Below are 21,620 nucleotides of genomic sequence, written 5' to 3' on the forward strand. Positions count from 1 at the left end.
GCCGGTGCCGGAGGGACGCACAAAAGGCGAACAAACGCCCGGTGGAACGCATGGAACACACACGCGACGAAGGAGCAGCAACGTGAGCGGCAGCAGCGCGCCCCGAGGTCCCGAACGCCTCGCCCCCGGAGCCCGCGACATGATGGAGGCGATGACGGCCGTCTTCCCGGACGTCGGCGTGAGCGTCCACGACGCGGCCGAGGCCCGCCGCATCTTTGCCCTGTCGATGCCGGAGCCGCCGCGTGAGCCCTCTGTCGGCGCGGTGTCCGACCGTCTGATCCGCGGGCCCGAGGGCGCGCCGGATCTGCCGGTGCGGATCTACCGCCCGTACGAGGAGGAGCTGGCCGGCGGCAGTGCGCCCACGGTGGTCTTCTTCCACGGAGGCGGCTGGGTCCTGGGAAACCTCGAGACGCACGACGCGACGGCGCGCGCCATGTGCCGTGCGTCCGGAGCCGTGGTCGTCTCCGTCGACTACCGGCTCGCGCCCGAGGCCCGCTTCCCCGAGCCGCCGGAGGACGCCTACGCGGCCGTGTGCTGGGCGGCGGAGAACATCGCGGAGCTGGGCGGCGACCCGGAAGCGCTGCTGGTCGCGGGCGACAGCGCGGGCGGCAACCTCGCCGCGGTGTGCACCCTCATGATCCGTGAGCGCGGCGGTCCGCGGATCGCGTACCAGCTGCTGATATATCCCTCGACCGATCCCCTGGCCGAGACCGAGTCCCGGCGCCTCAACGCGGAGGGCTACTTCCTCACCGAGATCGCGATGAACTGGTTCGGAGCCCAGTACTTCCCGCCCGGCAGCGACCTGACGCACCACTACGCGGCACCGCTGCGGGCGGATCTGTCGGGTCTGCCGCCCGCGCACGTGGTCACCGCGGGCTGCGACCCGCTGTGCGACGAGGGGCGTGCGTACGCGGCCAAGCTGCGCGACGCGGGGGTGCCCGTGAGCGAGGCGCACTTTCCGGGCATGTTCCACGGCTTCCTCGCGGTCGGCGACCTGCTCCCGGACTCCTCCGAGGCCATGGCCGGACTGGGCAAAGTCATCGCCTCAACCGCATCGGACAGGAAGATCCACGGCGATAGCGGGGGTTCGAAAGGATAATTTCCTGCCCCCTCCACTTGAGAGGGCTCCCGGACCCGGCTACCGTTTTCATGACGCCAGGTTCTTCTGTGGAGGGGTAGTCATGACGGAAATGCTTTCGTCCAAGGTCGCGGACACCCGGGGAATGTCCGACGAGCACGTGGTCGAACACCCGGCATGGGCAGTGCTGAAGGACGCCGTCGAAGCCATCCGTCCCGCACAGTCGAAGGACGGCTCGATCGACTTCGAGGCGGAGGATGCTCCGTCGCGTGACGCCGTGGAATCGGATGTGGAGCAGGTCTGCATCGCCGTGCAGGACCTCTCGTCGCTGCTGCCGCACGACGCCGCCTACCACGAGGCGCTCGTCGCCGACCTGCGCCGCTGGGCCACGGGCGGCTTCGGCGTCCCGGACTTCCTCGACTCCCTGCTCGCCTTCCAGCCCGCACAGAACCGGCAGGACGGCCTCCAGCACCTCGTCGTCTTCCCGATGTACACCCAGAACGGCAACCCCGACCGCAACCTCGAAGCGGTCGTGCTGCGGATGGTCTGGCCCGACTGGCTGGCCGAGCTGGAGCGCACCCGCTACGACAACCCGCTCTTCTGCGGCATCACCTTCGAGGACTTCACCTCCGGCTACGACACGAACTCGGCCGTGCTCTTCCCGGAGACCGTCGCCGTGCGTGAGGCGCCCGCCCGCTTCTCCTGGGGCGGCATCTTCTGCGACCGCGAGGCGGCGCGCTTCCGCCGCGTCGTCGACGCCGCCTGCGACGTCACCAGCCTCGAACTCCCCGAGGCCGCCCGGGAACTCGTCTCCGACCAGGCGCGCTGCCAGCAGGCCTTCGTGCTCTGGGACATGGTCCACGACCGCACCCACAGTCACGGTGACCTGCCCTTCGACCCGTTCATGATCAAGCAGAGGCAGCCGTTCTGGATGTACGGGCTGGAGGAGCTGCGCTGCGACCTGACGGCCTTCCACGAAGCCGTGCGTCTGGAGGCGGACGGCTATCCGCAGGGCCGCGACGTGCAGTTCACCGTGCTGCTCGACCGGCTCTTCCGCTTCCCGGTCACCGGCGAGCGCAACCGCAACTACGACGGGCTGGGCGGCCAGCTCCTCTTCGCCTACCTCCACCAGCACGGGGCGCTGCGCTGGACGAACAACAAGCTGGCCATCGACTGGAACCTCGCGCGCGAGGTGACCGTGCGGCTGCGCGAGGAGATCGAGACCCTCTACCGCGCGGGCATCGACCGTCCCAAGCTCGTCCACTGGTTCAAGGCGTACGAGCTGGTCTCCGGCTACCTGGCGCCGCACCCCGGCTCCACCTGGGCCAAGGGCCCCGACGCGCTCGACCTGAGCCTGCCGCCGCGCAAGCTCGTGGACGAGGTGCTTCCGGATGAGTTTCCGCTCAGCATGTTCTATGAGGCCCTCGCGAAGAAGCTCCGTTCCGTGATCGCATCGACCAAGGGCATCACAGCGGAGGCCACCGTACGGGCCGCCGCCTGAGCACACCGGGCGGGCGGAACGGACAGGGGCATCGAAGGACCAGGAGGCGACAGGCATGACCAACACGACGGCACGCGGATACCAGGGCAACGGCAAGGGGAGCCTCGAAGGGTCCGTCATCGCCGTCGCGGGAGCGGCGGGGCCTGCCGGAGCGGCGGCCCTGCTGCGGCTCGCTGAGGAGGGAGCAACGGTCGTCGGGGCCGACTCCGACGTCGAACGCCTCGCCCAGGCCGTGGACGCCGCCCGCTTCGCGCACGGCGGTGCGCGGGTGACCGGAGAGACCGTCGACCTGCTGGACCTTGCGGCGACGCGTGAGTGGGCCGCACGTACCGAGAAGGAGTTCGGCAAGGTGCACGGGCTCGTGCACCTCGTCGGCGGCTGGCGGGGCTCGGCGTCGTTCGCCGAGACCGACCTCGCTCACTGGGAGACGCTGCACGATCTGCTGATCCGCACAGTGCAACACACCTCGCTCGCCTTCGAGGCCCCGCTGACGCGCAGTGGCAATGGCCGTTTCCTGCTGGTCAGCGCCGCCGGTGCGAGCAACCCCACGGCGGGCAACGCCGCCTATTCCGCCTCCAAGGCGGCGGCGGAGGCGTGGACGCTGGCGCTCGGAGACTCCTTCCGCAAGGCAGGGGGCGAGGCCGGACCGTCCGCGGCTGCTGCCATCCTGGTGGTCAAGGCACTGGTGAGCGACCAGATGCGGGCCGAACGTCCCAAGGCCAAGTTCGCCGGCTTCACCGACGTCAAGGACCTGGCCGACACCATCGCCGGCACGTGGAGCACGCCCACCGAGGAAGTGAACGGACAACGCCTGTGGCTGACCCCGAAGCCCTGAACACCGACGCGAAGCGCCGCCACGACCCCGGGATCCGCGGATTCGCCAGCGACAACTACGCCGGTGCGCACCCCGAGGTCCTGGCGGCACTCGCCCTGGCCAACGGCGGGCACCAGTCCGCGTACGGCGACGACGAGTACACCGCGCACCTCCAGCAGACTGTCCGCAGCCACTTCGGCCCACGGGCCGAGGCCTATCCGGTCTTCAACGGCACCGGCGCCAACGTGATTTCGCTGCAGGCGCTCACCGACCGCTGGGGCGCGGTGATCTGCGCCGAGACCGCGCACATCAACGTGGACGAGTGCGGCGCCCCGGAACGTGTCGGCGGGCTGAAGCTGCTGACGGTGCCCACCGAGGACGGAAAGCTCACGCCCGAGCTCATCGACCGCGAGGCGCACGGCTGGGACGACGAGCACCGGGCGATGCCGCAGGTCGTCTCCATCACGCAGAACACCGAACTCGGCACCGTCTACTCCGTGGAGGAGATCCGCGCGATCTGCGACCACGCCCACGAGCGCGGCATGAAGGTGCACATGGACGGTGCCCGCATCGCGAACGCGGCAGCGGCGCTCGACAGGCCCATGCGCGCCTTCACCAACGCCGCGGGAGTCGACGTCCTCTCCCTCGGCGGCACCAAGAACGGGATGATCTTCGGCGAGGCCGTTGTCGTCCTCAACCCGGACGCCGTCCGCGCGATGAAGCACCTGCGCAAGCTGTCCATGCAGCTCGCTTCCAAGATGCGCTTCATATCCGCGCAGTGGGACGCCCTGCTCTCGGGCGACCTGTGGCTGCGCAACGCTCGCCATTCCAACGCGATGGCGCGCCGCCTCGCGGAGGGCGTCAAGGATGTCGACGGTGTCGAGATCCTGTACCCCGTCCATGCGAACGCGGTGTTCGCGCGCCTCCCCAACGAGGTCAGCGAGCGCCTGCAGAAGCGCTACCGCTTCTACTTCTGGAACGAGGCCGCGGGCGACGTGCGCTGGATGTGCTCCTTCGACACCAGCGAGGAGGACGTCGACGGATTCGTCGCGGCGCTGCGCGAGGAGATGGGCCGCTGACGGACCGGCGCCGTCGCGCCGGCCTGCCGTCGGCTGCTGTCGTCTCCGGCCGTCGTGCCGGGCGCTACATCGCCCTCGCCTCGGCGGGTGTCGGCGCGGTTCCGCCCATGTGAGCCGGCAGCCACCACTTGTCGTCCGGCCCGTCCGGGGTGCCCGGGTACGCGCGCTGCGCCGACTCCAGCAGATCCTGGATGCGCTCGCGCACCCGGGAGGTCAGCCCCGCCGCCGATTCGTCCGGGGTGGCGTGCAGCGCCTCGCCGACGCGTATGCCGACGGGGAAGTGGTTGCGTCCGAAGTCCCGCTTGTGACCCTTGGTCCACAGACGCTGCGTTCCCCACAGCGCGACCGGCACCAGCGGTACGCGTGCCTCCTGCGCCAGCCTGGCGGCACCGGACTTGAAGTCCTTGAGCGTGAAGGAACGGGAAATGGTCGCCTCGGGGAAGACACCCACGATCTCGCCCGAATCAAGTGCCTTCAGCGCGTGCTTGTAGGCGTCCTCGCCCTGTGAACGGTCCACTGGTATGTGCTTCATCGCCCGCATCAGCGGTCCGGAGACCTTGTGCCGGAAGACCGAGTCCTTCGCCATGAAGCGCACCAGCCGCTTCGCGGGCAGTGCCGCGAGGCCGGTGAAGATGAAGTCCAGATAGCTGATGTGATTGCTCACCAGCAGAGCGCCGCCCCGTCGTGGCACGTGCTCGGTGCCTTGGATGTCGAAACGCAGGTCCAGGGCCTTGAACCAGGCGCGTGCCGTGGCGATCACGGGTGGGTAGACGAGTTCTGCCATGTGCGGAGCCCTTCCTGTCCGTCCTGGGAGGGAGCGGCTCCCGCCAGGTGCGCGGCCAAATTCCTACGGCTGCGTAACTTCGGTGCGCAGCCGATGGTTCCCCATCGGCCCGGCGATGGCTACACCGCGGTCCGCTCTGTGGCCGGGGGCTGGTGGGAATGCCCGTACATGCCGCATGTGCTGCACACTGCGGGACGTAGGGGCGGCAAGCAGGACACGAGCGAGACGGCAGGAGAGCGCAGTGCGGCAGCAGACCGGCGGCGGAGGCACGCGGCTGGACGAGGAGACGCTCGGCCTCGGAGTTCTGGGGAGGCGGGCGACGCTCGTGCAGTTCTCCAGTGCCTTCTGCCAGCCGTGCCGCGCGACGAGGCGCATCCTGCGAGAGGTCAGCGGCATGGTGCCCGGCGTGGCACACGCTGAGATCGACGCGGAGGAACATCTCGCGCTCGTAAGGGAGTTGGGGATCGTGCGCACCCCCGCGGTCCTCGTGCTCGACTCCGGCGGCCGTGAGGTGAGCCGAGCCTACGGGCAGCCGCGCAAGGCCGACGTCATCGCGGCCCTGGCCCCGGCGGTCGCGGCTGGCCCTGCGGATTCGGGCCCCGCGGATACGGGCAGCGCGGTGGGGGAGATCCCCGCGGGAGGTGCCGGGGAGAGCAGCCGGCAGGAGGAGCCCCGGTGAACGGGCGGGTCGCGCGGACCCGTGATTGATGTCGCACCGGGCGGTCCCTTGCTTGACCCTCGGGTGCAGCCTCGGCACGGTGACAGCGCGGTCACCGGCGGCGTCGCCGGGCGGCCGTCGTGATTGAGTTGGGCTCGTGCTCCCGGCGGGCCCGGGTTGGCAAGGTCACAGTTCCCGGCCTTGAGAACCGGGTACGCGCTATGTGTACTGGCGAGTAATATCGAGAACGGGGTGCCGGTTCAGCGACGGACCGGAACCGTAGGACAAGCAGTAGGAGAGCCGGCGTGAGCTTGAGGATCGTTGTCTGTGTGAAGTACGTGCCCGACGCCACCGGCGACCGGCACTTCGCCGAGGACCTGACCACCGACCGCGAGTCCGTGGACGGCCTGCTCTCGGAGCTGGACGAATACGCGGTCGAGCAGGCCCTGCAGATCTCCGAGGAGGCCGACGACGCGGAGATCACCGTGCTGACCGTCGGTCCCGAGGACGCGAAGGACGCGCTGCGCAAGGCGCTTTCCATGGGTGCCGACAAGGCCGTCCACGTCGAGGACGACGACCTGCACGGCACCGACGCGCTCGGCACCTCGGCCGTCCTTGCCAAGGCCATCGAGAAGACCGGGTACGACCTGGTCATCTGCGGCATGGCGTCCACCGACGGCACCATGGGCGTGCTCCCGGCCGTTCTCGCCGAGCGCCTGGGAGTGCCGCAGGTGACGCTGCTGTCCGAGGTCTCCGTCACCGACGGCAAGGTCAACGGACGCCGCGACGGCGACACCGCCACCGAGCACCTCGAGGCCTCCCTGCCGGCCGTCGTCTCGGTCACCGACCAGTCCGGCGAGGCGCGTTACCCGTCGTTCAAGGGGATCATGGCGGCGAAGAAGAAGCCGGTGGAGTCCCTTGACCTGGACGACCTGGACATCGAGGCGGACGAGGTCGGACTCGAAGGCGCCTGGACCAAGGTCGACGACGCCACGCCGCGCCCGGCGCGCACCGCGGGCACCGTCGTCGACGACGAGGGTGAGGGCGGAAAGCAGCTCGCCGAGTACCTCGCGGGCCAGAAGTTCATCTGAGGCCCGTCCGAGCGACGCCAAGGTGACGCGAGAGCCCGCCCGCACAAACCGCCCCACTCTTCCGCAGGAGCAACCCCATGGCTGAAGTCCTTGTCTACGTCGACCACGTGGACGGTGCCGTCCGCAAGCCGACACTCGAACTGCTCACTCTGGCCCGCCGCATCGGCGACCCCGTCGCCGTGCACCTCGGCCCCGGCGCCGACGAAGCCGCGAAGACGCTGGGGGAGTACGGCGCCGTGAAGGTGCTGGCCGCCGACAGCGGTGAGTTCGCCGACTACCTCGTCGTGCCGAAGGTCGACGCGCTGCAGGCGGCCTACGACGCCGTCTCCCCGTCCGCCGTCCTCGTCCCGTCCTCCTCGGAGGGCAAGGAGATCGCCGCCCGCCTCGCGGTGCGCATCGGCTCCGGGATCATCACGGACGCCGTCGACCTGGAGGCCGGGGACGAGGGGCCTGTGGCCACCCAGTCCGTCTTCGCCGCGGCGTTCACCACCAAGTCCCGCGTCAGCAAGGGCGTCCCGGTCATCACCGTCAAGCCCAACTCCACCTCCCCGGAGGCCGCGCCGGCCGCCGGTACGGTCGAGCAGCTGTCGGTGTCCTTCGGTGAGAAGGCGACCGGGACCAAGATCGTCTCCCGCACGCCCCGTGAGTCGACCGGACGTCCGGACCTGACCGAGGCCGCGATCGTCGTCTCCGGCGGCCGCGGTGTGAACGGTGCCGAGAACTTCCACCTCATCGAGGAGCTGGCCGACTCGCTCGGCGCGGCCGTCGGCGCCTCCCGTGCCGCCGTCGACGCCGGCTGGTACCCGCACTCCAACCAGGTAGGCCAGACCGGCAAGACCGTCTCCCCGCAGCTGTACATCGCCACCGGCATCTCCGGCGCGATCCAGCACCGGGCGGGCATGCAGACGTCCAAGACCATCGTGGCCATCAACAAGGACAGCGAGGCCCCGATCTTCGATCTCGTCGACTACGGCGTCGTCGGCGACCTCTTCGAGGTCGTGCCGAAGCTGACGGAAGAGATCAAGACCCGCAAGGGCTGACCTTCCCGCCGGGCCTCCTTCCGCCCGGACCGCTCCACCGCCCCCGCAGGCCACCGGCATGCGGGGGCGGCGCGTCGTGCGTTCCGCTTGTTCAGCCGAGAGCGGGACGAGGTCTGTGTCCTCCCGGGGGCGGACAGACTCGCGGCATGCGACTCCTGATGCTGGGCGGTACCGAGTTCGTGGGCAGAGCCGTCGCCGAGGCGGCGCTGGCACGCGGCTGGCAGGTGACCGTCTTCCACCGCGGGCGGCACGCGCCACCGCCGGGCGCGCGGGTCCTCCTGGGGGACCGCTCGGCCGAGGACGGTCTCGCGGCTCTCGGGCAAGGGGAGTGGGACGCCGTCGTGGACACCTGGTCGGGCGCGCCCGGCGCCGTACGCGACACGGCGCGGCTGCTGTCCGGCCGCGCCGGGCTCTACGCCTACGTCTCCAGCCGCTCGGTCTACGCCGAGCCGGTCGCGGCGGGTGCCGACGAGACCTTTCCGGTCGTGGACACCTCACCGGAGGACGCGGAGACCGACTACGCACGGGCCAAGCGCGGCGGAGAGCTCGCCGCCTCCGATGCCTTCGGCGACCGGGCCCTGCTGGTGCGCGCGGGCCTGATCGTCGGTCCCGGTGAGAACGTCGGCCGCCTGCCGTGGTGGCTGTTGCGCACCGCCCGCGGGGGCGACGTACCGGCGCCCGGGCCGGCCGAGTTGCCGCTCCAGTACATCGACGTCCGGGACTTGGCCGAGTGGGTGGTGACCGCCGCCGCCCGCGGGCTCGGCGGCGCCTACAACATCGTCTCCCCGCCTGGGCACACGACCATGGGCGAACTGCTGCGCACCTGCGTGGACGTCACAGGGGGCCACGCCCAACTGCGATGGCGCACACCGGAGTCCGTGCTGGCCGCCGGGGCGGAACCGTGGACGGGCCTCCCGTTCTGGCTGCCACCCGGCAGTGCCGACTACGAGCACATGCACCGGTGCGACGTGTCCAAGGCGCTGGCCGCGGGACTGCGCTGCCGCCCGGTGGAGGAGACGGTTGCGGACACCTGGGCGTGGCTCCGGCGGATCGGCGGAAGAGCCCCGCAGAGGCCGGACCGTCCGATGAAGGGTCTGGACGATGAGACCGAGGCCAGGCTCCTGGCGATGCCGGAGTGACGGTTGACCCGTGCGGAAGACCGCGGATAGCGTCTTAAACGAATTGTTGAATCAGCTGGCCGGGAGACCGGAAGCAGACCGGCAGAGGAGCCTGGCGTGGGTGAGGACGCGGACGTGGCCACGAGCCTGGCGGACGGCGTGAGCGAAGAGATCGCGGCCCGCCTCGCCCCCGTCGACGCGGAACTCGCCCGCCGGTACCCCGGTGAGCCGCCCACCCGCCAGCCCGTGCACACCGTGTACGTGCCGGCCGACGCCGTCTCGTCCGGGACGGTGAGCGCCTGGGGCGAGAAGGCTCGGGAAATGCTCGACGAACACGCTCCGGACGCCGCCTCCTTCGCGTCCGTGCTGGGCCTGCCGTCACACCTCGCGGGTCCCGTCCACGACCGTGTGCGGGCGAAGTTGGAGCGCGAGCCCGTGGAGGACCTGCGCATCGACTTCGAGGACGGCTATGGCCGGCGTCCCGACAGCGAGGAGGACGCGGCGGCGGCCCACGCGGCCCGGCTGGTCACTGACGCCTCCGAAGACGGCAGCGCACCCCCGTACATGGGCATCCGCATGAAGTGCATGGAGGCCGACGTGCGCGACCGCGGAATCCGCACCCTCGACATCTTCCTCACGGGACTGGTCGACGCGGGCGCCCTTCCCGGCGGACTGGTCCTCACCCTCCCCAAGGTCAGCCACCCCGAGCAGGTCGCGGCGATGTCGCGGCTGTGCGGGGAATTCGAAGCGGCACGCGGACTGCCCGCGGGACGCATCGGCTTCGAGATCCAGATCGAGACCACGCAGTCGATCCTCGGCCCCGACGGACGAGCCACCGTGGCTCTCATGATCGACGCCGCCGGGGGGCGCGCGACCTCGCTCCACTACGGCACCTTCGACTACAGCGCCGCATGCGGGGTGAGCGCCGAGAACCAGGCGATGGACCATCCCGTGGCCGACCACGCCAAGGCCGTCATGCAGGCCGCCGCGGCCGGGACGGGCGTGCGACTGTCCGACGGGTCGACGAACATCGTCCCCAGCGGGCGGAGGGAGCAGGTGTACGACGCCTGGAGGCACCATCACGCCCTCGTGCGGCGGTCGTTGGCCCGCGCCTACTACCAGGGCTGGGACATGCACCCCGGCCACCTGCCCACGCGCTACGCCGCCGTCTACACCTTCTACCGCGAGGGGATGGAGCGCGCCGCGGCCCGTCTCGCCGCCTACACCGGCAACGCCGGCGGGGACGCCTCCGTGATGGACGAGCCCGCCACGGCCCGAGCGCTGAGCAACTACCTGTTGCGCGGCCTGGATTGCGGCGCGCTCTCGTCCGGTGAGGTCGCGAGGCACTCCGGGCTGACACGGGCGGACCTCGACGGCCTCGCCGGACGGGCCGCGGAGGCGTAAGCCAACTCCGGCCCGTAGTCTGGCCCTTCGGTACGCGGCAATTACGCGGCAAAGGGGACGGGCAGTGCGGACACCGGGGGATCGGTCGCCGGAGGACGGCGGAAGCGGCAACACGGGCCCTGCGGACGAGGGTACGGGGCCGGCGGAGGTGGGCAGGGTCCTCGCGGGACGCTACCGCGTGACGGGCCGCCTCGGCCGCGGCGGCATGGGCGTGGTCTGGCGCGCCGTCGACGACGTGCTCGGCCGGGAGGTCGCGGTCAAGGAACTGCGGACCTTCACCGACGCGGGCGCCGGTGAACTGGACGGGCTGCGCACCCGGATGCAGCGCGAGGCGCGGGCCGCCGCACGCGTGCGGCACGCGGGAGTGGTCTCCGTCCACGACGTCGCACAGCACGACGGCCGTCCCGTCATCGTGATGGAACTGATCGAAGGTCCCTCGCTCGACGACATGCTCCGTGAACGCGGCACCCTGGAGCCGCGGGAGGCCGCCGCCATCGGCGCCGAGGTGATGGACGCCCTGGCCGCGGCCCACCGCGCGGGAGTGCTCCACCGGGACGTCAAGCCGGGCAACGTGCTTCTGGAGAACGGCTCCGGGCGCGTCGTCCTCACCGACTTCGGCATCGCCTCCGTGGAGGACCCGGACGACGGCGCCGGAACGCAGCTGACCGGCAGCGGCGAACTGGTCGGCTCCCTCGACTACTTGGCCCCTGAGCGTGCCCGCGGTGAGGCACCGCGCGAAGCCTGCGACGTATGGGCTCTGGGCGCGACGCTGTACGCCGCCGTCGAGGGTGCCGCCCCCTTCCGCCGCACCTCGACCTGGTCCACGCTCAACGCCATCGTCGTGGAACCTCTCCCCGAACCGCAGCGCGCGGGGCCGCTGGGGCCCGTACTGGCCGAACTGATGGACAAGGACCCGGCGAAGCGGGCCGACGCGGAACGAGCGAAGGCGCTGCTCGAGGCCGTCGCGAAGGGTACGGCGCCTCCGGCGGGCCCCTCCGAGACGATGCGGCTCGGCGCGGCGGACCGGCCCAAGGGGCGCGGGCCGGGACAGGGGCCAGGGGCAGGAGCCGGCGAAGTCGCCGACGCACAGGGGCAGTCGGGACAGCAGCAGTCCGCGGACCCCGCCGCGAGCAGCGTCTGGCCCGCCCGGGTCGATTCTCCGCGTGCGTCCGGGGCGGCTCCCGCGCAGCAGCCCGCGGCGGCAGGAGCTGTGCCTCCGGCGTACGGCCACGGCAGAGACACCGACCGGCACACCGTCCATACCCGCGCCGAACGGCCCGGCGGGCGCCGCCGGGCCCTGATCGCGGCCGCGGTCGCGGCCGTCGTACTGACCGGTGCGGGCGCCACCTACGCCGTGATGTCGGGGCCCGGCGGAGACGGCGCCGACCGCGCGGGCGGAGGGTCCGGCGAGGGCCGGACCGCGGGCGCCGGAAAGCAGGAAGCGGGCAAAGGCGCGGACAGCGTCCCCGAGAAGAACGGGCCCTCACCAGGCGGCCGCAAGGGGGCGGGCGAGGAACCGGGAGCGTCGGCGGGCGGCGCCGGCGACGGCAAGGGACAGGGAGACAAGGCCGGAGGCGACGGCCCGGCCGATGACAGGACGGGCGGCTCGAAGCCCGGCGGTGCGGGCGGCTCGTCCGGTTCGGGAGGCGGCGGCGGGAGCGGCAGCAACGGCGGCGTCGGAGGCGCACCGGGCTCGGAGCCGGCCTGCCACCCGCGGGGCGGGGGGAAGTTCGACTGCACGGTGTGGAAGACGGCCACGTCCTACAACGGCGCGCACAAGCCGGTCGGTCAGCTCAACGCCGGTACGAACTACTTCTTCTGCCAGAAAAAGCTCCCCCACCGCGAGACGTCGGGGCGCTGGACGAACGTGTGGTGGGCCAAGACCGACGACGACAGCGGCAACAGCGGTGTGTTCGTCAGCGACGTCTACATCAAGGGCGGCGACAACAACCAGCCTGTGCCCGGACTGCCGCTCTGCTGAACCTCCGGCAGCGGTGTAGTACAACCGCTGACATGGACGATCAGGCTTTCCTCGACCACGTCGCCGACGCGCTCGCATCGCTGCCCGGGGTGCGGGCCGTGGCGCTCGGCGGTTCCCGCGCCCAGGGCACGCAACGGCCCGGCAGCGACTGGGACTTCGCCCTCTACTACCGGGGTGCCTTCGACCCCGGTCATCTGAGCGCCCTGGGCTGGCCCGGTGAGGTCAGCGGGATCGGGGAGTGGGGCGGAGGCGTGTTCAACGGCGGCGCCTGGCTGACCGTCGACGGCCGCCGCACCGACGTCCACTACCGCGACCTGGACGTGGTGGAGCACGAGATCGCCGAGGCGGAGGAGGGCAGATTCCACCGGGAACAACTCATGTTCCACCTGGCCGGGATCCCCAGCTACCTCGTGGTCGGCGAACTCGCCCTCAACAGGACGCTGCGCGGTGAGCTGCCGAGCCCGTCCTACCCGCCCGCTCTGCGCTCGTCGGCGTCCGCCCGGTGGCGTGAGACGGCTCTGTCCACGCTCTCGTACGCAGGCACCAACTACGCACCGCGCGGGCGCCTCACCGAGGTCGCCGGAGCGATCTCGGTCGCCGCGATGCAGCACGCCCACGCCGTGCTCGCCTACCGAGGGGTGTGGGTGACGAACGAGAAGATGCTGCTGGAGCGGGCAGGGATGCGTGGCATCGACGAGGTGCTGGCTGCGGCGAGCACGCGGCCGGACGACCTCGAAGCGGCCCTGCGCGAGGCGGAGGCCCTCTTCGAATCCGTACTGCCCGGCTGAGCCGGCGGCCCGGTTCACGGCAAGCAACTGCCATGAACCGGACTGCACTTCACCCGCCTCCGCGCGGAGCTGGAGTGGCGGAGTGCCCCAAGTGACCTCAAGCGGGCGGCAGTTCGCCCGAGCCCCGTGCGATGAGCGTCGTCGGATGCGTCTTCAGGCACGGCGGGTCGTGAGCACCGTCCAGCCGCCGGAAGAGCAGATCGGCCGCGGTGCGCCCCAGCTGGGCCGGGTCCTGTGCGACGACGGTGACCGGGGGCGAGAGCATGTCGGCGAGCTCGAAGTCGTCGAAGCCGACGAGTGCCACGGGCCGCTCCAGCTCTGCCAGCACCCGCACCAGTGTGACCGTCACCCGGTTGTTGCCCGCGAAGAAGGCCGTGACCGGTTCGGGACCGCCCAGCATGCGCTCGGCGTCCGCACGCACGCGCGCGGGATCCGTGGAACCCGGAGCCACCCAGCTCGGGTGAACGGGGAGCCCCGCTTCGGACATTGCCGCCTCGTAGCCCCTGATGCGTTCGTGCGCCGTGTGGATGCGGGGCAGGTCGCCGATGAAACCGATGCGCCGGTGTCCGTGCGCGATCAGATGTGCCACGCCCTCGCGGGCACCGGCGAAGCTGTCGACCAGGACCTGGTCCGCCTCGATCATGCCCGGGGGACGGTCGACGAAGACGGTCGCGACGCCGGCGGCTATCTCCGGTTCCAGATAGCGGTGGTCGTCGCTGGCCGGGACGATGACGAGGCCGTCCACGCGCCGTGCGCACAGGGCGAGGACCAGCTCCTGCTCGCGCCCCGGATCCTCGGCGCTGGAACCGTTGATCAGCAGCGCCCCGTGCGCGCGGGCGACTTCCTCCACGGCGCGGCTCAGCGGCGCGTAGAAGGGGTCGGCAAGATCTTCCAGCACGAGCCCGATGCTGGCCGTGCGGCCCTTGCGCAGGATCCGCGCGCTGTCGTTGCGGCGGAAGCCCAAGGCGGTGATCGATTCCTGCACGCGCCGCTCGGTGTCGGGCGAGACGCCCGCCTCCCCGTTGACCACTCTCGAGACGGTCTTGAGGCCGACGCCTGCGCGGGCGGCGACGTCCTTCATGGTCGGCCGGTTGCCGTAGCGCCCGGCGGACGGGCGGGCGGCGGCGGAACGTACGCTCTCAGGCACGGCTTTCGGATCCCCCTTGTGAAGCGTGAAGCGGCAGCGAGCAGCATAGCTGCCCCGCACAGCAGTCTGGACAACGTTGTCACAAAGCGCCAGACTGATCTCTCGACCGTTCCCGGCCGGGGGCGGGTCTACGGCCCCCTCCCCCTGGAGAACATCACCCCATGCACAAGGACCTCGTCGCGGCTCTCGACATCGGCGGTACGAAGATCGCGGGGGCGCTGGTGGACAGCGGCGGCGAGCTGCTCGTACGGGCACAGCGCCCCACTCCGCCGGGCGGATCGGGCGAGCAGGTCATGGCGGCCGTGGGCGAGGTGCTGGGCGAGCTCTCAGCGTCCCCGCTCTGGGCGGCCGCCCGCGCCGTGGGCATCGGCAGTGCGGGCCCGGTGGACGCCAAGGCCGGCACGGTCTCTCCCGTCAACATCCCCGGCTGGCGCGGGTTCCCCCTGGTCCAGGGGGTCCGCGAGCATGCGGACGGCCTGCCCGTGACCCTCGTCGGGGACGGCGTCGCGATGGCTGCGGCCGAGCACTGGCAGGGCGCGGCGCGGGGCCGTGCGAACGCGCTGTGCATGGTGGTCTCCACCGGCGTCGGCGGGGGACTGGTCCTCGGCGGCGAGCTCCAGCCGGGCCCCAGCGGAAACGCCGGCCACATAGGTCACATCAGCGTCGACCTGGACGGCGACAGCTGTCCGTGCGGCGGGCGCGGCTGCGTCGAACGGATCGCGAGCGGACCCAACATCGCCCGCCGGGCGCTGGACCGGGGATGGCGGCCCGGCGCCGACAAGGACGTGTCGGCCGCCGCCGTGGCGGCCTCGGCGAGGGCAGGCGACGCCGTGGCCATCGCGTCGTTCGAGCGTGCTGCCCGCGCGCTCGCTGCCGGCATCGCCGCCACGGCCACACTCGTCGAGATAGAGATAGCGGTGCTCGGCGGGGGAGTGGCCAAGGCGGGCGAGGTTCTCTTCGCGCCGCTCCGGCGATCGTTGCGCGAGTACGCGACGCTGTCGTTCGTGCAGGGCCTGGAGGTCGTGCCCGCCCAGATGGGCACCGACGCCGGTCTCATCGGAGCGGCGGCCGCCTGCGGGGACGTCAGGCACGCGAGGGCTGCGCGCGCAGGGCGGCGCGTACGTACTCCGTCGGCGGAAGGCCGACCGTGCCCGTGAAGTCCCGTACGAGGTGCGCCTGATCGCTGTATCCGAGCTCACCGGCCAGACGGGCCCAGTCGATGTCCGGGTGCCCGGCGGCCTGCTCCAGCGCCTCGTGGATGCGGTAGCGCAGGATGACCCACTTGGGGCTCACGCCCACGCAGGACGCGAAGAGCCGCTGCAGCGACCGCACCGACACGCCCTCGCGGTGGGCGAGTTGCTCGACCCGCGTGATGCCGCGGTCGGTGCGCACCAGATGCGCCAGATCCATGGCGCGCTCGGCCGCCGGATCGTCCTCCGGGCCCAGGTCCAGCAGAAAGGCGTCCAGCGCCTCGACCCTGGCGTCCTCCTCGGCGGGTGAGAGCACCCTGTCGGGGAGGGTCTCCGGGACGTCGGGGAAGACCTCGCCGAGCGGATCCCTCCGGCCCGTCAGCCCCGCCACGCTCCCGCGGCCCCGGCGGACGAGGAAGGGCCGGAAGCCGCCCGGACGGAACTGGACGCCGCACACCCGGCCCGTGCCCTCCAGTGTGATCGAGAACAGGCCCATACCCACGCCGGCCACCTCGGCCTCCGCGGGAACCGCACCGTGCCGCTGGAAGACGATGTTCACGGAAGGGTGCGGGACGACCTGCGACAGGTAGGGCTGCTCCAGCTGCCAGTCGATCAGCCAGTAGTGCTCCACGTACGGCCGCAGCGGCGCCGCGGCCATGCGGCGCCTGAAGCGCACACGTGAGAAGAGCTCACCCGCGTCGACGATGCCCCTGGTGTCGCTGCGCGGAGTGTTCTCTCCGTACCCGGCGGCCGCGTCCCGGGAGGCGGGGCCGTCCTCGCGGTGCTCACCAGCCATGCCGCCGATCCTATGCCCGTTCTGCTGTCGCGTTTCTTCAAGCCGCGGCCCGCCCGGCCGCCCTAGCGTTCCGGACATGACGAACGAAATCTCCGCATTGCTCGAAGGGGCGGTGCAACAGGCCCGCCCGGTCGTCCACGGCGTGCGGGACGAGCAGCTGGGCGTCCCGACACCGTGCAGCGAGTACGACGTGAGCGCCCTGCTCAACCACCTCATCCACGTGGTCGTCGGCTTCCAGGCCCTCGCCGCGAGGGGCACGGCGGACTTCACCACCACCCCCGACTACCTGGACGGCGGGATGGCCGACTGGCGCACGCGCTTCGACGAGGAGAGCGCACGCCTTGTCGAGGCATGGTCGGCCCCCGGTGCGCTCGAAGGCACCTCGCAGGGCATGGGGCTGCCGCAGAGCACCGTCGGCGGAATGGTGCTCGGCGACCTGACCGTGCACGCCTGGGACCTCGCCCGCGCCACGGGCCAGGACTTCAGCCCGTACGAGCCGAGCCTCCCGGTGCTGCTGGAGGGCTGGAGGGAACTGGCGCCCATGGGGCGGAAGATGAAGGTCTTCGGCGAACCCTTCCCCGTACCCGAGAGTGCGTCTCCCTTCGACGAACTCGTCGCGCTCAGCGGCCGCGACCCGGGCTGGCGCCCTCCTGCGGCGGCCTGACCCCCCTCGCTCTCCGTCCGCCCGAGGCCCTCCGGCGGGACCGACCGGAGGGACCGCGCCGTCGCAAGGTGGTGAAATCCGCCGCGAGCGCCGGGGTTTTGCGACGGCGCCGCCCCCGCGCGTTTCCATGGCAGGGTTGAGCGGGCAGCGTGAAACGGGGGGCGACGGCAGAGGGGGAACCACCGTGATCGTGTGGCTCAACGGCGCCTTCGGCGCGGGCAAGACCACCGCGGCGAACGAACTTCTGGAACTGATCCCGGGAAGCACTCTGTGGAACCCGGCACTGATCGGCACGGGGCTCAGATGCATGCTCCCCAAGGAACGCCTCGCCCAGGTCGACGACTACCAGCAACTTCCTTCCTGGCGGCGGCTGGTGGCCGACACGGCCGCCGCGCTGCTCACCGAGGTACCAGGACCGCTGATCGTTCCCATGACGCTGCTGCGGCAGGAGTACAGGGACGAGATATTCGGCGCGCTCGCCGCCCGCCGGATTCCCGTCCGCCACGTCCTCCTCCACGCGGATGAAACGATCCTTCGGATGCGCATCGACCAGTCCGAGGACGCCGAGGGCCGGCCCGACCGCAGCTGGTGCCGAGGACAGCTGCCCGCCTACCGGGCAGCGCTGGACTGGCTCTCCGCCGACGCGCACACGGTGAACACGTCCGGTCTGACCCCACGGCAGACCGCGGAAGAGGTGGCAGGCGCACTGCGCGAGGGCGCCGGGAGTCTCGAGATCGTGCAGACGCCAGAACCCACGGCCGAAACTGTCGCCGCCGGTGTGCTGCTCTTCGACGAGCAGGACAGGGTGCTCCTCGTCGACCCGACCTACAAGCCGGGCTGGGAGTTCCCCGGTGGCGTCGTCGAACCCGGAGAGGCGCCGGCACGTGCCGGAGTACGGGAAGTCGCCGAGGAGTTGGGCCTGGAGCTGAAGACGGACCCGCGGCTGCTGGTCACGGACTGGGAGCCGCCACGGCCCCCGGGGTACGGCGGGATCCGGCTCCTCTTCGACGGCGGATGCCTCGCGGCCGCCGAGGCCGGCCGTGTGCTGCTGCCCGGGGCCGAACTGCGTGGCTGGCGCTTCGTCACCGAGACGGAGGCCGCCGAACTGCTGCCTCCCGTACGGCTGGAGAGGCTGCGCGGCGCGCTGCGCGCACGCGAGACGGGACGCCCCCTCTATCTTGAAGGCGGCGTCCCGGTCGGCGACCAGGGCGGGCGGGACGCCGCGTAGACACCGGGTACGCGCGGCGCGGCGATGTCCGGCACCGTGCGGGCGGGGGCCCTCGGAGTACCCGCCCGCACGCGGTCAGGCGTGCTGCGCGAACTCGCGGAGGAAGAGCGCCTCCGCGACGGACATCCGCTCCAGCTCCTCGGGCGAGACGCTCTCGTCGACGGCGTGGATCTGCGCGGCCGGCTCGCTCAGCCCGACGAGCAGGATCTCCGCCTGCGGATACAGCGTGGCCAGGGTGTCGCACAGCGGGATCGAGCCGCCCTGGCCGGCGATCTGCATCTCCTGCCCGTCGTACGCCACGCTGAGGGCGTCGGCCATGGCCTTGTAGGCGGGGCTCGTGGTGTCCGCGCGGAAGGGCCGGCCCTGACCCGTCCCCTCGACGGTCACCCGCGCACCCCAGGGAGTGTGCGACTCCAGGTGGCGGACGAGGAGTTGGGCCATCTTCTCCGTGTCCGCACCCGGCGGGACGCGGAGGCTGACCAAGGCCCGTGCCTTCGCCTGCACGGACGGCGTGGCACCGACGACGGGCGGGCAGTCGATGCCCAGCACCGTCACCGAGGGCTGTGCCCAGATGCGGTCCGCGACGCTGCCCGAGCCGGTCAGCCTCACACCGTCGAGCACGCGCGCGTCCTCACGGAAGTTCTGCTCCGGGTACTCCAGGCCGTCCCAGGGCGCGCACGGCTCCACTCCGTCGATGACGGTGCCGCCGTCGGCGTCGCGCAGCGAGTCCAGCAGGCGGATGAGTGCGGCGAGCGCGTCCGGGGCGGCGCCACCGAACTGCCCGGAGTGCAGATTGCCCTCCAGGGTCTCCACCGTGACCTGGAACGCGCACATGCCGCGCAGCGTCGCCGTCACCGTCGGGAGGCCGGCACGGAAGTTGCCGGTGTCGCCGATGACGATCGCGTCCGCGGCCAGCAGCTCCGGATTCGCCTCCGCGTACTGCTGAAGCCCGCCCGTGCCCTGCTCCTCAGAGCCCTCCGCGATGAACTTCACCGTCACCGGCAGTTCGCCCTCGGCACGCAGCGCGCGAAGTGCCAGCAGGTGCATGAGGATTCCGCCCTTGCAGTCGGCGGCGCCCCGTCCGTACCAGCGCCCGTCGCGCTCCGTGAGCGTGAACGGCGGTGTGCGCCAGGCGGTTTCGTCCAGCGGCGGCTGCACGTCGTAGTGGGCGTAGAGCAGCACCGTCGGGGCGCTCGCCGGGCCGGGCAGCAGACCGTAGACGGACTCGGTGCCGTCCGGGGTGCCGAACACCTCGACGTCCTCGAAGCCTTCGGCGCGCAGCGCGTCCGCGACCCAGCGCGCCGCACCCTCGCACTCGCTCCTCGGGAACTGCTCGGCATCGGCCACCGAGCGGAATGCGACGAGCTCCGCGAGCTCGGTCCGTGCACGCGGCATGAGGGAGGAGACGGCCGAAACGATGGCGGCGGAGCCGGAGCCGTTCTCGCCGCGGGCCGGGTCGACGGTCATGGAACGCTCCTTGTGGTCGCGTGGTAGCGGCGTCCCGATGCGTGGTCCCTGTGGGGCACGCGTGCAGGGAACGTGTCGTATGGGTCGTCGGTGATCCTCCCACAGCGGGGCCGGCGGACGGGCGCCGTAGGATGCCAGCGGCCACACCAAGCCGAGGTCGAGCGGAGCGGAAGCACATCGTGAGCAGCGAGGACGCAACCGGGGCAGAGGGCCGGAGCGACGCCGGGAGCGCGGAGGAGCCCCGGACAGGAGGACTCACGGGACCTCCGAGCGGGGGCAGTTCGCACGCGTCCCACCGAGCCGAGGACGCCCGTGATGCCACTGGTGCCCGTGATGCCGGCGCCGATGCCCCGGAGGGCGCCGGCGGAGCCGATCACTCTCGCGGAGCCGAACACGCCCACGGTGCCGAGGACTTCGCCGCTGTCGGAGATCCCGTGCCTGCTCCGGGCGGGGACGACCTGCTCGACGACGAGTCCGAGGACGACGAGGTCTGGGACGTGGTGGTCGTCGGCGCGGGGCCGGCCGGTGCCTCGGCGGCGTACGCGGCCGCAGTCGCCGGACGCCGGGTGCTGCTGCTCGAAAAGGCCGAGCTGCCCCGCTACAAGACCTGCGGCGGCGGAATCATCGGTCCGTCGCGCGACGCTCTGCCGCCCGGGTTCGACCTGCCCTTCCGCGACCGTGTGCACGCGGTGACCTTCTCCCTCAACGGCAAGCTCTCCCGTACGAGGCGCTCCCGGCACATGCTCTTCGGGCTGGTGAACCGCTCCGAACTGGACGAGTCGCTCGTCGATCACGCGGTCAAGGCGGGCGCCCGGGTGCGTACGGGCGTGACCGTGACCAGGGTCGAACAGCACGGCCCCTCCGTGCCGGACCGCCGCTCTGTCGCCGTGGTGCTCTCCGGGGACGGGCGCCCCGTGCTCGCCCGCGCGGTCGTCGGGGCCGACGGCAGCGCGAGCCGCATAGGGGCCCATGTCGGCGTGAAGATGGACCAGGTGGACCTCGGGCTGGAGGTGGAGATCCCGGTTCCGCGGAGCGTCGCCGAGGACTGGGCGGGGCGCGTACTCGTCGACTGGGGCCCGCTGCCCGGCAGTTACGGCTGGGTCTTCCCCAAGGGCGACACGCTGACGGTCGGTGTCATCTCGGCACGCGGTGAAGGAGCCGCCACCAAGCGCTACTTGGAGGACTTCATCGGCCGGCTCGGTCTGGCCGGCTTCGAACCGAGCATCTCCTCGGGCCACTTGACCCGCTGCCGCGCCGAGGACTCACCGCTCTCCCGGGGCAGGGTGCTGGTCTGCGGCGACGCGGCCGGGCTGCTGGAGCCATGGACGCGGGAGGGCATCTCCTTCGCGCTGCGCTCCGGCCGGCTGGCGGGGGAGTGGGCAGTGCGCGTGGCGGAGGCCCACGACGCGGTGGACGCCCGGCAGCAGGCGCTCAACTACGCCTTCGCCGTCAAGGCCGGCATGGGGCTGGAGATGGGCGTCGGACGGCGCATGCTCAACGTCTTCTCGCGCCGTCCGGGCCTGCTCCATGCGGCCCTCAGCAGCTTCCGTCCGGCCTGGAACGTCTTCGCACAGTTCACGCGGGGAGCGACCTCGTTGGCCCTCGTCGTACAGCGGCCGATGGCACGGCGCGCCCTGAACGCGCTCGACCGGCGGTAGCGCCTGCCCGGCGGGCCGCACGCAAGCCCTGCCGGGCGTCCCGTTCGGCGCTCGGGCGCGGCTCGAGGAGCGGCAGTCCCTCCGGGCCGGCTGGCAGCCTGCCAACGCTGCCAGTGTCCTCAGGGCCGTCAACT

Annotated in this window: 19 protein-coding genes; 15 read left to right on the plus strand and 4 right to left on the minus strand. The window is 71.7% G+C overall.

Annotated elements, in window-relative coordinates; all coding sequences use genetic code 11:
* The first annotated feature begins 82 nt into the window (after positions 1–82).
* From I004_RS0114055 to I004_RS0114075, 4 genes are all read left to right on the plus strand, one after another.
* Complete coding sequence (locus I004_RS0114055) at positions 83–1,099, plus strand: alpha/beta hydrolase fold domain-containing protein (protein WP_028436026.1); 1,017 nt, start codon at positions 83–85, stop codon at positions 1,097–1,099.
* A gap of 82 nt (positions 1,100–1,181) precedes the next feature.
* Positions 1,182–2,579, plus strand: coding sequence for a DUF6421 family protein (locus I004_RS0114060; RefSeq protein ID WP_028436027.1), 1,398 nt, complete (start codon positions 1,182–1,184; stop codon positions 2,577–2,579).
* A gap of 55 nt (positions 2,580–2,634) precedes the next feature.
* A complete protein-coding gene (locus I004_RS33880) occupies positions 2,635–3,414 on the plus strand; it encodes an SDR family NAD(P)-dependent oxidoreductase (RefSeq protein ID WP_037976126.1) in 780 nt (259 codons plus the stop codon).
* Positions 3,393–4,472 (plus strand): threonine aldolase family protein, encoded by a 1,080-nt coding sequence (locus I004_RS0114075; protein WP_028436028.1) that lies wholly within the window; start codon positions 3,393–3,395, stop codon positions 4,470–4,472. Before I004_RS33880 ends, I004_RS0114075 begins: the two co-directional genes overlap by 22 nt.
* Before the next feature lie 64 nt (positions 4,473–4,536).
* Here the strand turns inward: I004_RS0114075 and I004_RS0114080 are convergent, their stop codons facing one another.
* A complete protein-coding gene (locus tag I004_RS0114080; RefSeq protein WP_028436029.1) occupies positions 4,537–5,256 on the minus strand; it encodes a lysophospholipid acyltransferase family protein in 720 nt (239 codons plus the stop codon).
* A 241-nt stretch (positions 5,257–5,497) separates the two neighbouring features.
* Here I004_RS0114080 and I004_RS38175 point away from each other — a divergent pair, with 241 nt between their 5' ends.
* From I004_RS38175 to I004_RS0114115, 7 genes are all read left to right on the plus strand, one after another.
* Positions 5,498–5,935 carry a thioredoxin family protein gene (locus tag I004_RS38175; protein WP_486579987.1) on the plus strand — a complete coding sequence of 146 codons (438 nt, stop codon included), beginning with the start codon at positions 5,498–5,500 and terminating at the stop codon, positions 5,933–5,935.
* Between the two features lie 284 nt (positions 5,936–6,219).
* Positions 6,220–7,005 (plus strand): electron transfer flavoprotein subunit beta/FixA family protein, encoded by a 786-nt coding sequence (locus tag I004_RS0114090; protein ID WP_028436030.1) that lies wholly within the window; start codon positions 6,220–6,222, stop codon positions 7,003–7,005.
* A gap of 77 nt (positions 7,006–7,082) precedes the next feature.
* Entirely contained in the window at positions 7,083–8,045 is a 963-nt protein-coding gene (locus I004_RS0114095) for an electron transfer flavoprotein subunit alpha/FixB family protein (RefSeq protein WP_028436031.1), read from the plus strand.
* Between the two features lie 146 nt (positions 8,046–8,191).
* The gene (locus I004_RS0114100) at positions 8,192–9,184 is read left to right on the plus strand and encodes an NAD-dependent epimerase/dehydratase family protein (protein WP_028436032.1); all 993 of its coding nucleotides are present in this window, start codon (positions 8,192–8,194) and stop codon (positions 9,182–9,184) included.
* 96 nt (positions 9,185–9,280) lie between these two features.
* Entirely contained in the window at positions 9,281–10,567 is a 1,287-nt protein-coding gene (locus I004_RS0114105; RefSeq protein WP_028436033.1) for a DUF6986 family protein, read from the plus strand.
* A gap of 64 nt (positions 10,568–10,631) precedes the next feature.
* The gene (locus I004_RS0114110; protein WP_078511166.1) at positions 10,632–12,548 is read left to right on the plus strand and encodes a serine/threonine-protein kinase; all 1,917 of its coding nucleotides are present in this window, start codon (positions 10,632–10,634) and stop codon (positions 12,546–12,548) included.
* A gap of 32 nt (positions 12,549–12,580) precedes the next feature.
* A complete protein-coding gene (locus I004_RS0114115) occupies positions 12,581–13,336 on the plus strand; it encodes a nucleotidyltransferase domain-containing protein (protein WP_028436035.1) in 756 nt (251 codons plus the stop codon).
* Positions 13,337–13,433: 97 nt separating this feature from the next.
* On the opposite strand, the gene I004_RS0114120 is transcribed toward I004_RS0114115, so the two are convergent.
* Complete coding sequence (locus I004_RS0114120) at positions 13,434–14,417, minus strand: LacI family DNA-binding transcriptional regulator (protein WP_106965348.1); 984 nt, start codon at positions 14,415–14,417, stop codon at positions 13,434–13,436.
* Between the two features lie 227 nt (positions 14,418–14,644).
* Between I004_RS0114120 and I004_RS33890 the strand changes: the two genes are divergently transcribed.
* Positions 14,645–15,640 carry an ROK family protein gene (locus I004_RS33890; RefSeq protein ID WP_051345014.1) on the plus strand — a complete coding sequence of 332 codons (996 nt, stop codon included), beginning with the start codon at positions 14,645–14,647 and terminating at the stop codon, positions 15,638–15,640.
* On the opposite strand, the gene I004_RS33895 is transcribed toward I004_RS33890, so the two are convergent.
* Positions 15,567–16,469 (minus strand): helix-turn-helix domain-containing protein, encoded by a 903-nt coding sequence (locus tag I004_RS33895; RefSeq protein WP_078511168.1) that lies wholly within the window; start codon positions 16,467–16,469, stop codon positions 15,567–15,569. The two genes, I004_RS33890 and I004_RS33895, sit on opposite strands and share 74 nt — an antisense overlap.
* Before the next feature lie 76 nt (positions 16,470–16,545).
* On the opposite strand from I004_RS33895, the gene I004_RS0114135 reads away from it, so the two are divergent.
* Together I004_RS0114135 and I004_RS0114140 are read left to right on the plus strand one after the other, a co-directional pair.
* On the plus strand, positions 16,546–17,133 hold the full coding sequence (locus tag I004_RS0114135) for a TIGR03086 family metal-binding protein (protein ID WP_028436037.1): 588 nt from the start codon (positions 16,546–16,548) through the stop codon (positions 17,131–17,133).
* 184 nt (positions 17,134–17,317) lie between these two features.
* On the plus strand, positions 17,318–18,361 hold the full coding sequence (locus I004_RS0114140) for an NUDIX hydrolase (protein ID WP_028436038.1): 1,044 nt from the start codon (positions 17,318–17,320) through the stop codon (positions 18,359–18,361).
* Between the two features lie 75 nt (positions 18,362–18,436).
* Here I004_RS0114140 and I004_RS0114145 read toward each other — a convergent pair whose 3' ends face one another.
* Positions 18,437–19,828, minus strand: a complete 1,392-nt coding sequence (locus tag I004_RS0114145; protein WP_051345015.1) for a dipeptidase — start codon at positions 19,826–19,828, stop codon at positions 18,437–18,439.
* Between the two features lie 131 nt (positions 19,829–19,959).
* On the opposite strand from I004_RS0114145, the gene I004_RS0114150 reads away from it, so the two are divergent.
* Positions 19,960–21,486: a geranylgeranyl reductase family protein gene (locus tag I004_RS0114150; protein WP_486579988.1), complete on the plus strand. Its 1,527-nt coding sequence runs from the start codon at positions 19,960–19,962 to the stop codon at positions 21,484–21,486.
* Positions 21,487–21,620: the final 134 nt, after the last annotated feature.

The organism is Streptomyces sp. TAA486, assembly GCF_000426165.1.

What these genes read in the sequence shown, in the direction of transcription:
- I004_RS33880 (WP_037976126.1), top strand. Translation starts at nt 2,635, where the DNA reads ATGACCAACACGACGGCACGCGGATACCAGGGCAACGGCAAGGGGAGC.
- I004_RS0114100 (WP_028436032.1), top strand. Translation starts at nt 8,192, where the DNA reads ATGCGACTCCTGATGCTGGGCGGTACCGAGTTCGTGGGCAGAGCCGTC.
- I004_RS0114120 (WP_106965348.1), bottom strand. Translation starts at nt 14,417, where the DNA reads ATGAAGGACGTCGCCGCCCGCGCAGGCGTCGGCCTCAAGACCGTCTCG.
- I004_RS0114135 (WP_028436037.1), top strand. Translation starts at nt 16,546, where the DNA reads ATGACGAACGAAATCTCCGCATTGCTCGAAGGGGCGGTGCAACAGGCC.
- I004_RS0114150 (WP_486579988.1), top strand. Translation starts at nt 19,960, where the DNA reads ATGCCAGCGGCCACACCAAGCCGAGGTCGAGCGGAGCGGAAGCACATC.
- I004_RS0114080 (WP_028436029.1), bottom strand. Translation starts at nt 5,256, where the DNA reads ATGGCAGAACTCGTCTACCCACCCGTGATCGCCACGGCACGCGCCTGG.
- I004_RS0114095 (WP_028436031.1), top strand. Translation starts at nt 7,083, where the DNA reads ATGGCTGAAGTCCTTGTCTACGTCGACCACGTGGACGGTGCCGTCCGC.
- I004_RS0114115 (WP_028436035.1), top strand. Translation starts at nt 12,581, where the DNA reads ATGGACGATCAGGCTTTCCTCGACCACGTCGCCGACGCGCTCGCATCG.
- I004_RS33890 (WP_051345014.1), top strand. Translation starts at nt 14,645, where the DNA reads ATGCACAAGGACCTCGTCGCGGCTCTCGACATCGGCGGTACGAAGATC.
- I004_RS0114145 (WP_051345015.1), bottom strand. Translation starts at nt 19,828, where the DNA reads ATGACCGTCGACCCGGCCCGCGGCGAGAACGGCTCCGGCTCCGCCGCC.
- I004_RS33895 (WP_078511168.1), bottom strand. Translation starts at nt 16,469, where the DNA reads ATGGCTGGTGAGCACCGCGAGGACGGCCCCGCCTCCCGGGACGCGGCC.
- I004_RS0114060 (WP_028436027.1), top strand. Translation starts at nt 1,182, where the DNA reads ATGACGGAAATGCTTTCGTCCAAGGTCGCGGACACCCGGGGAATGTCC.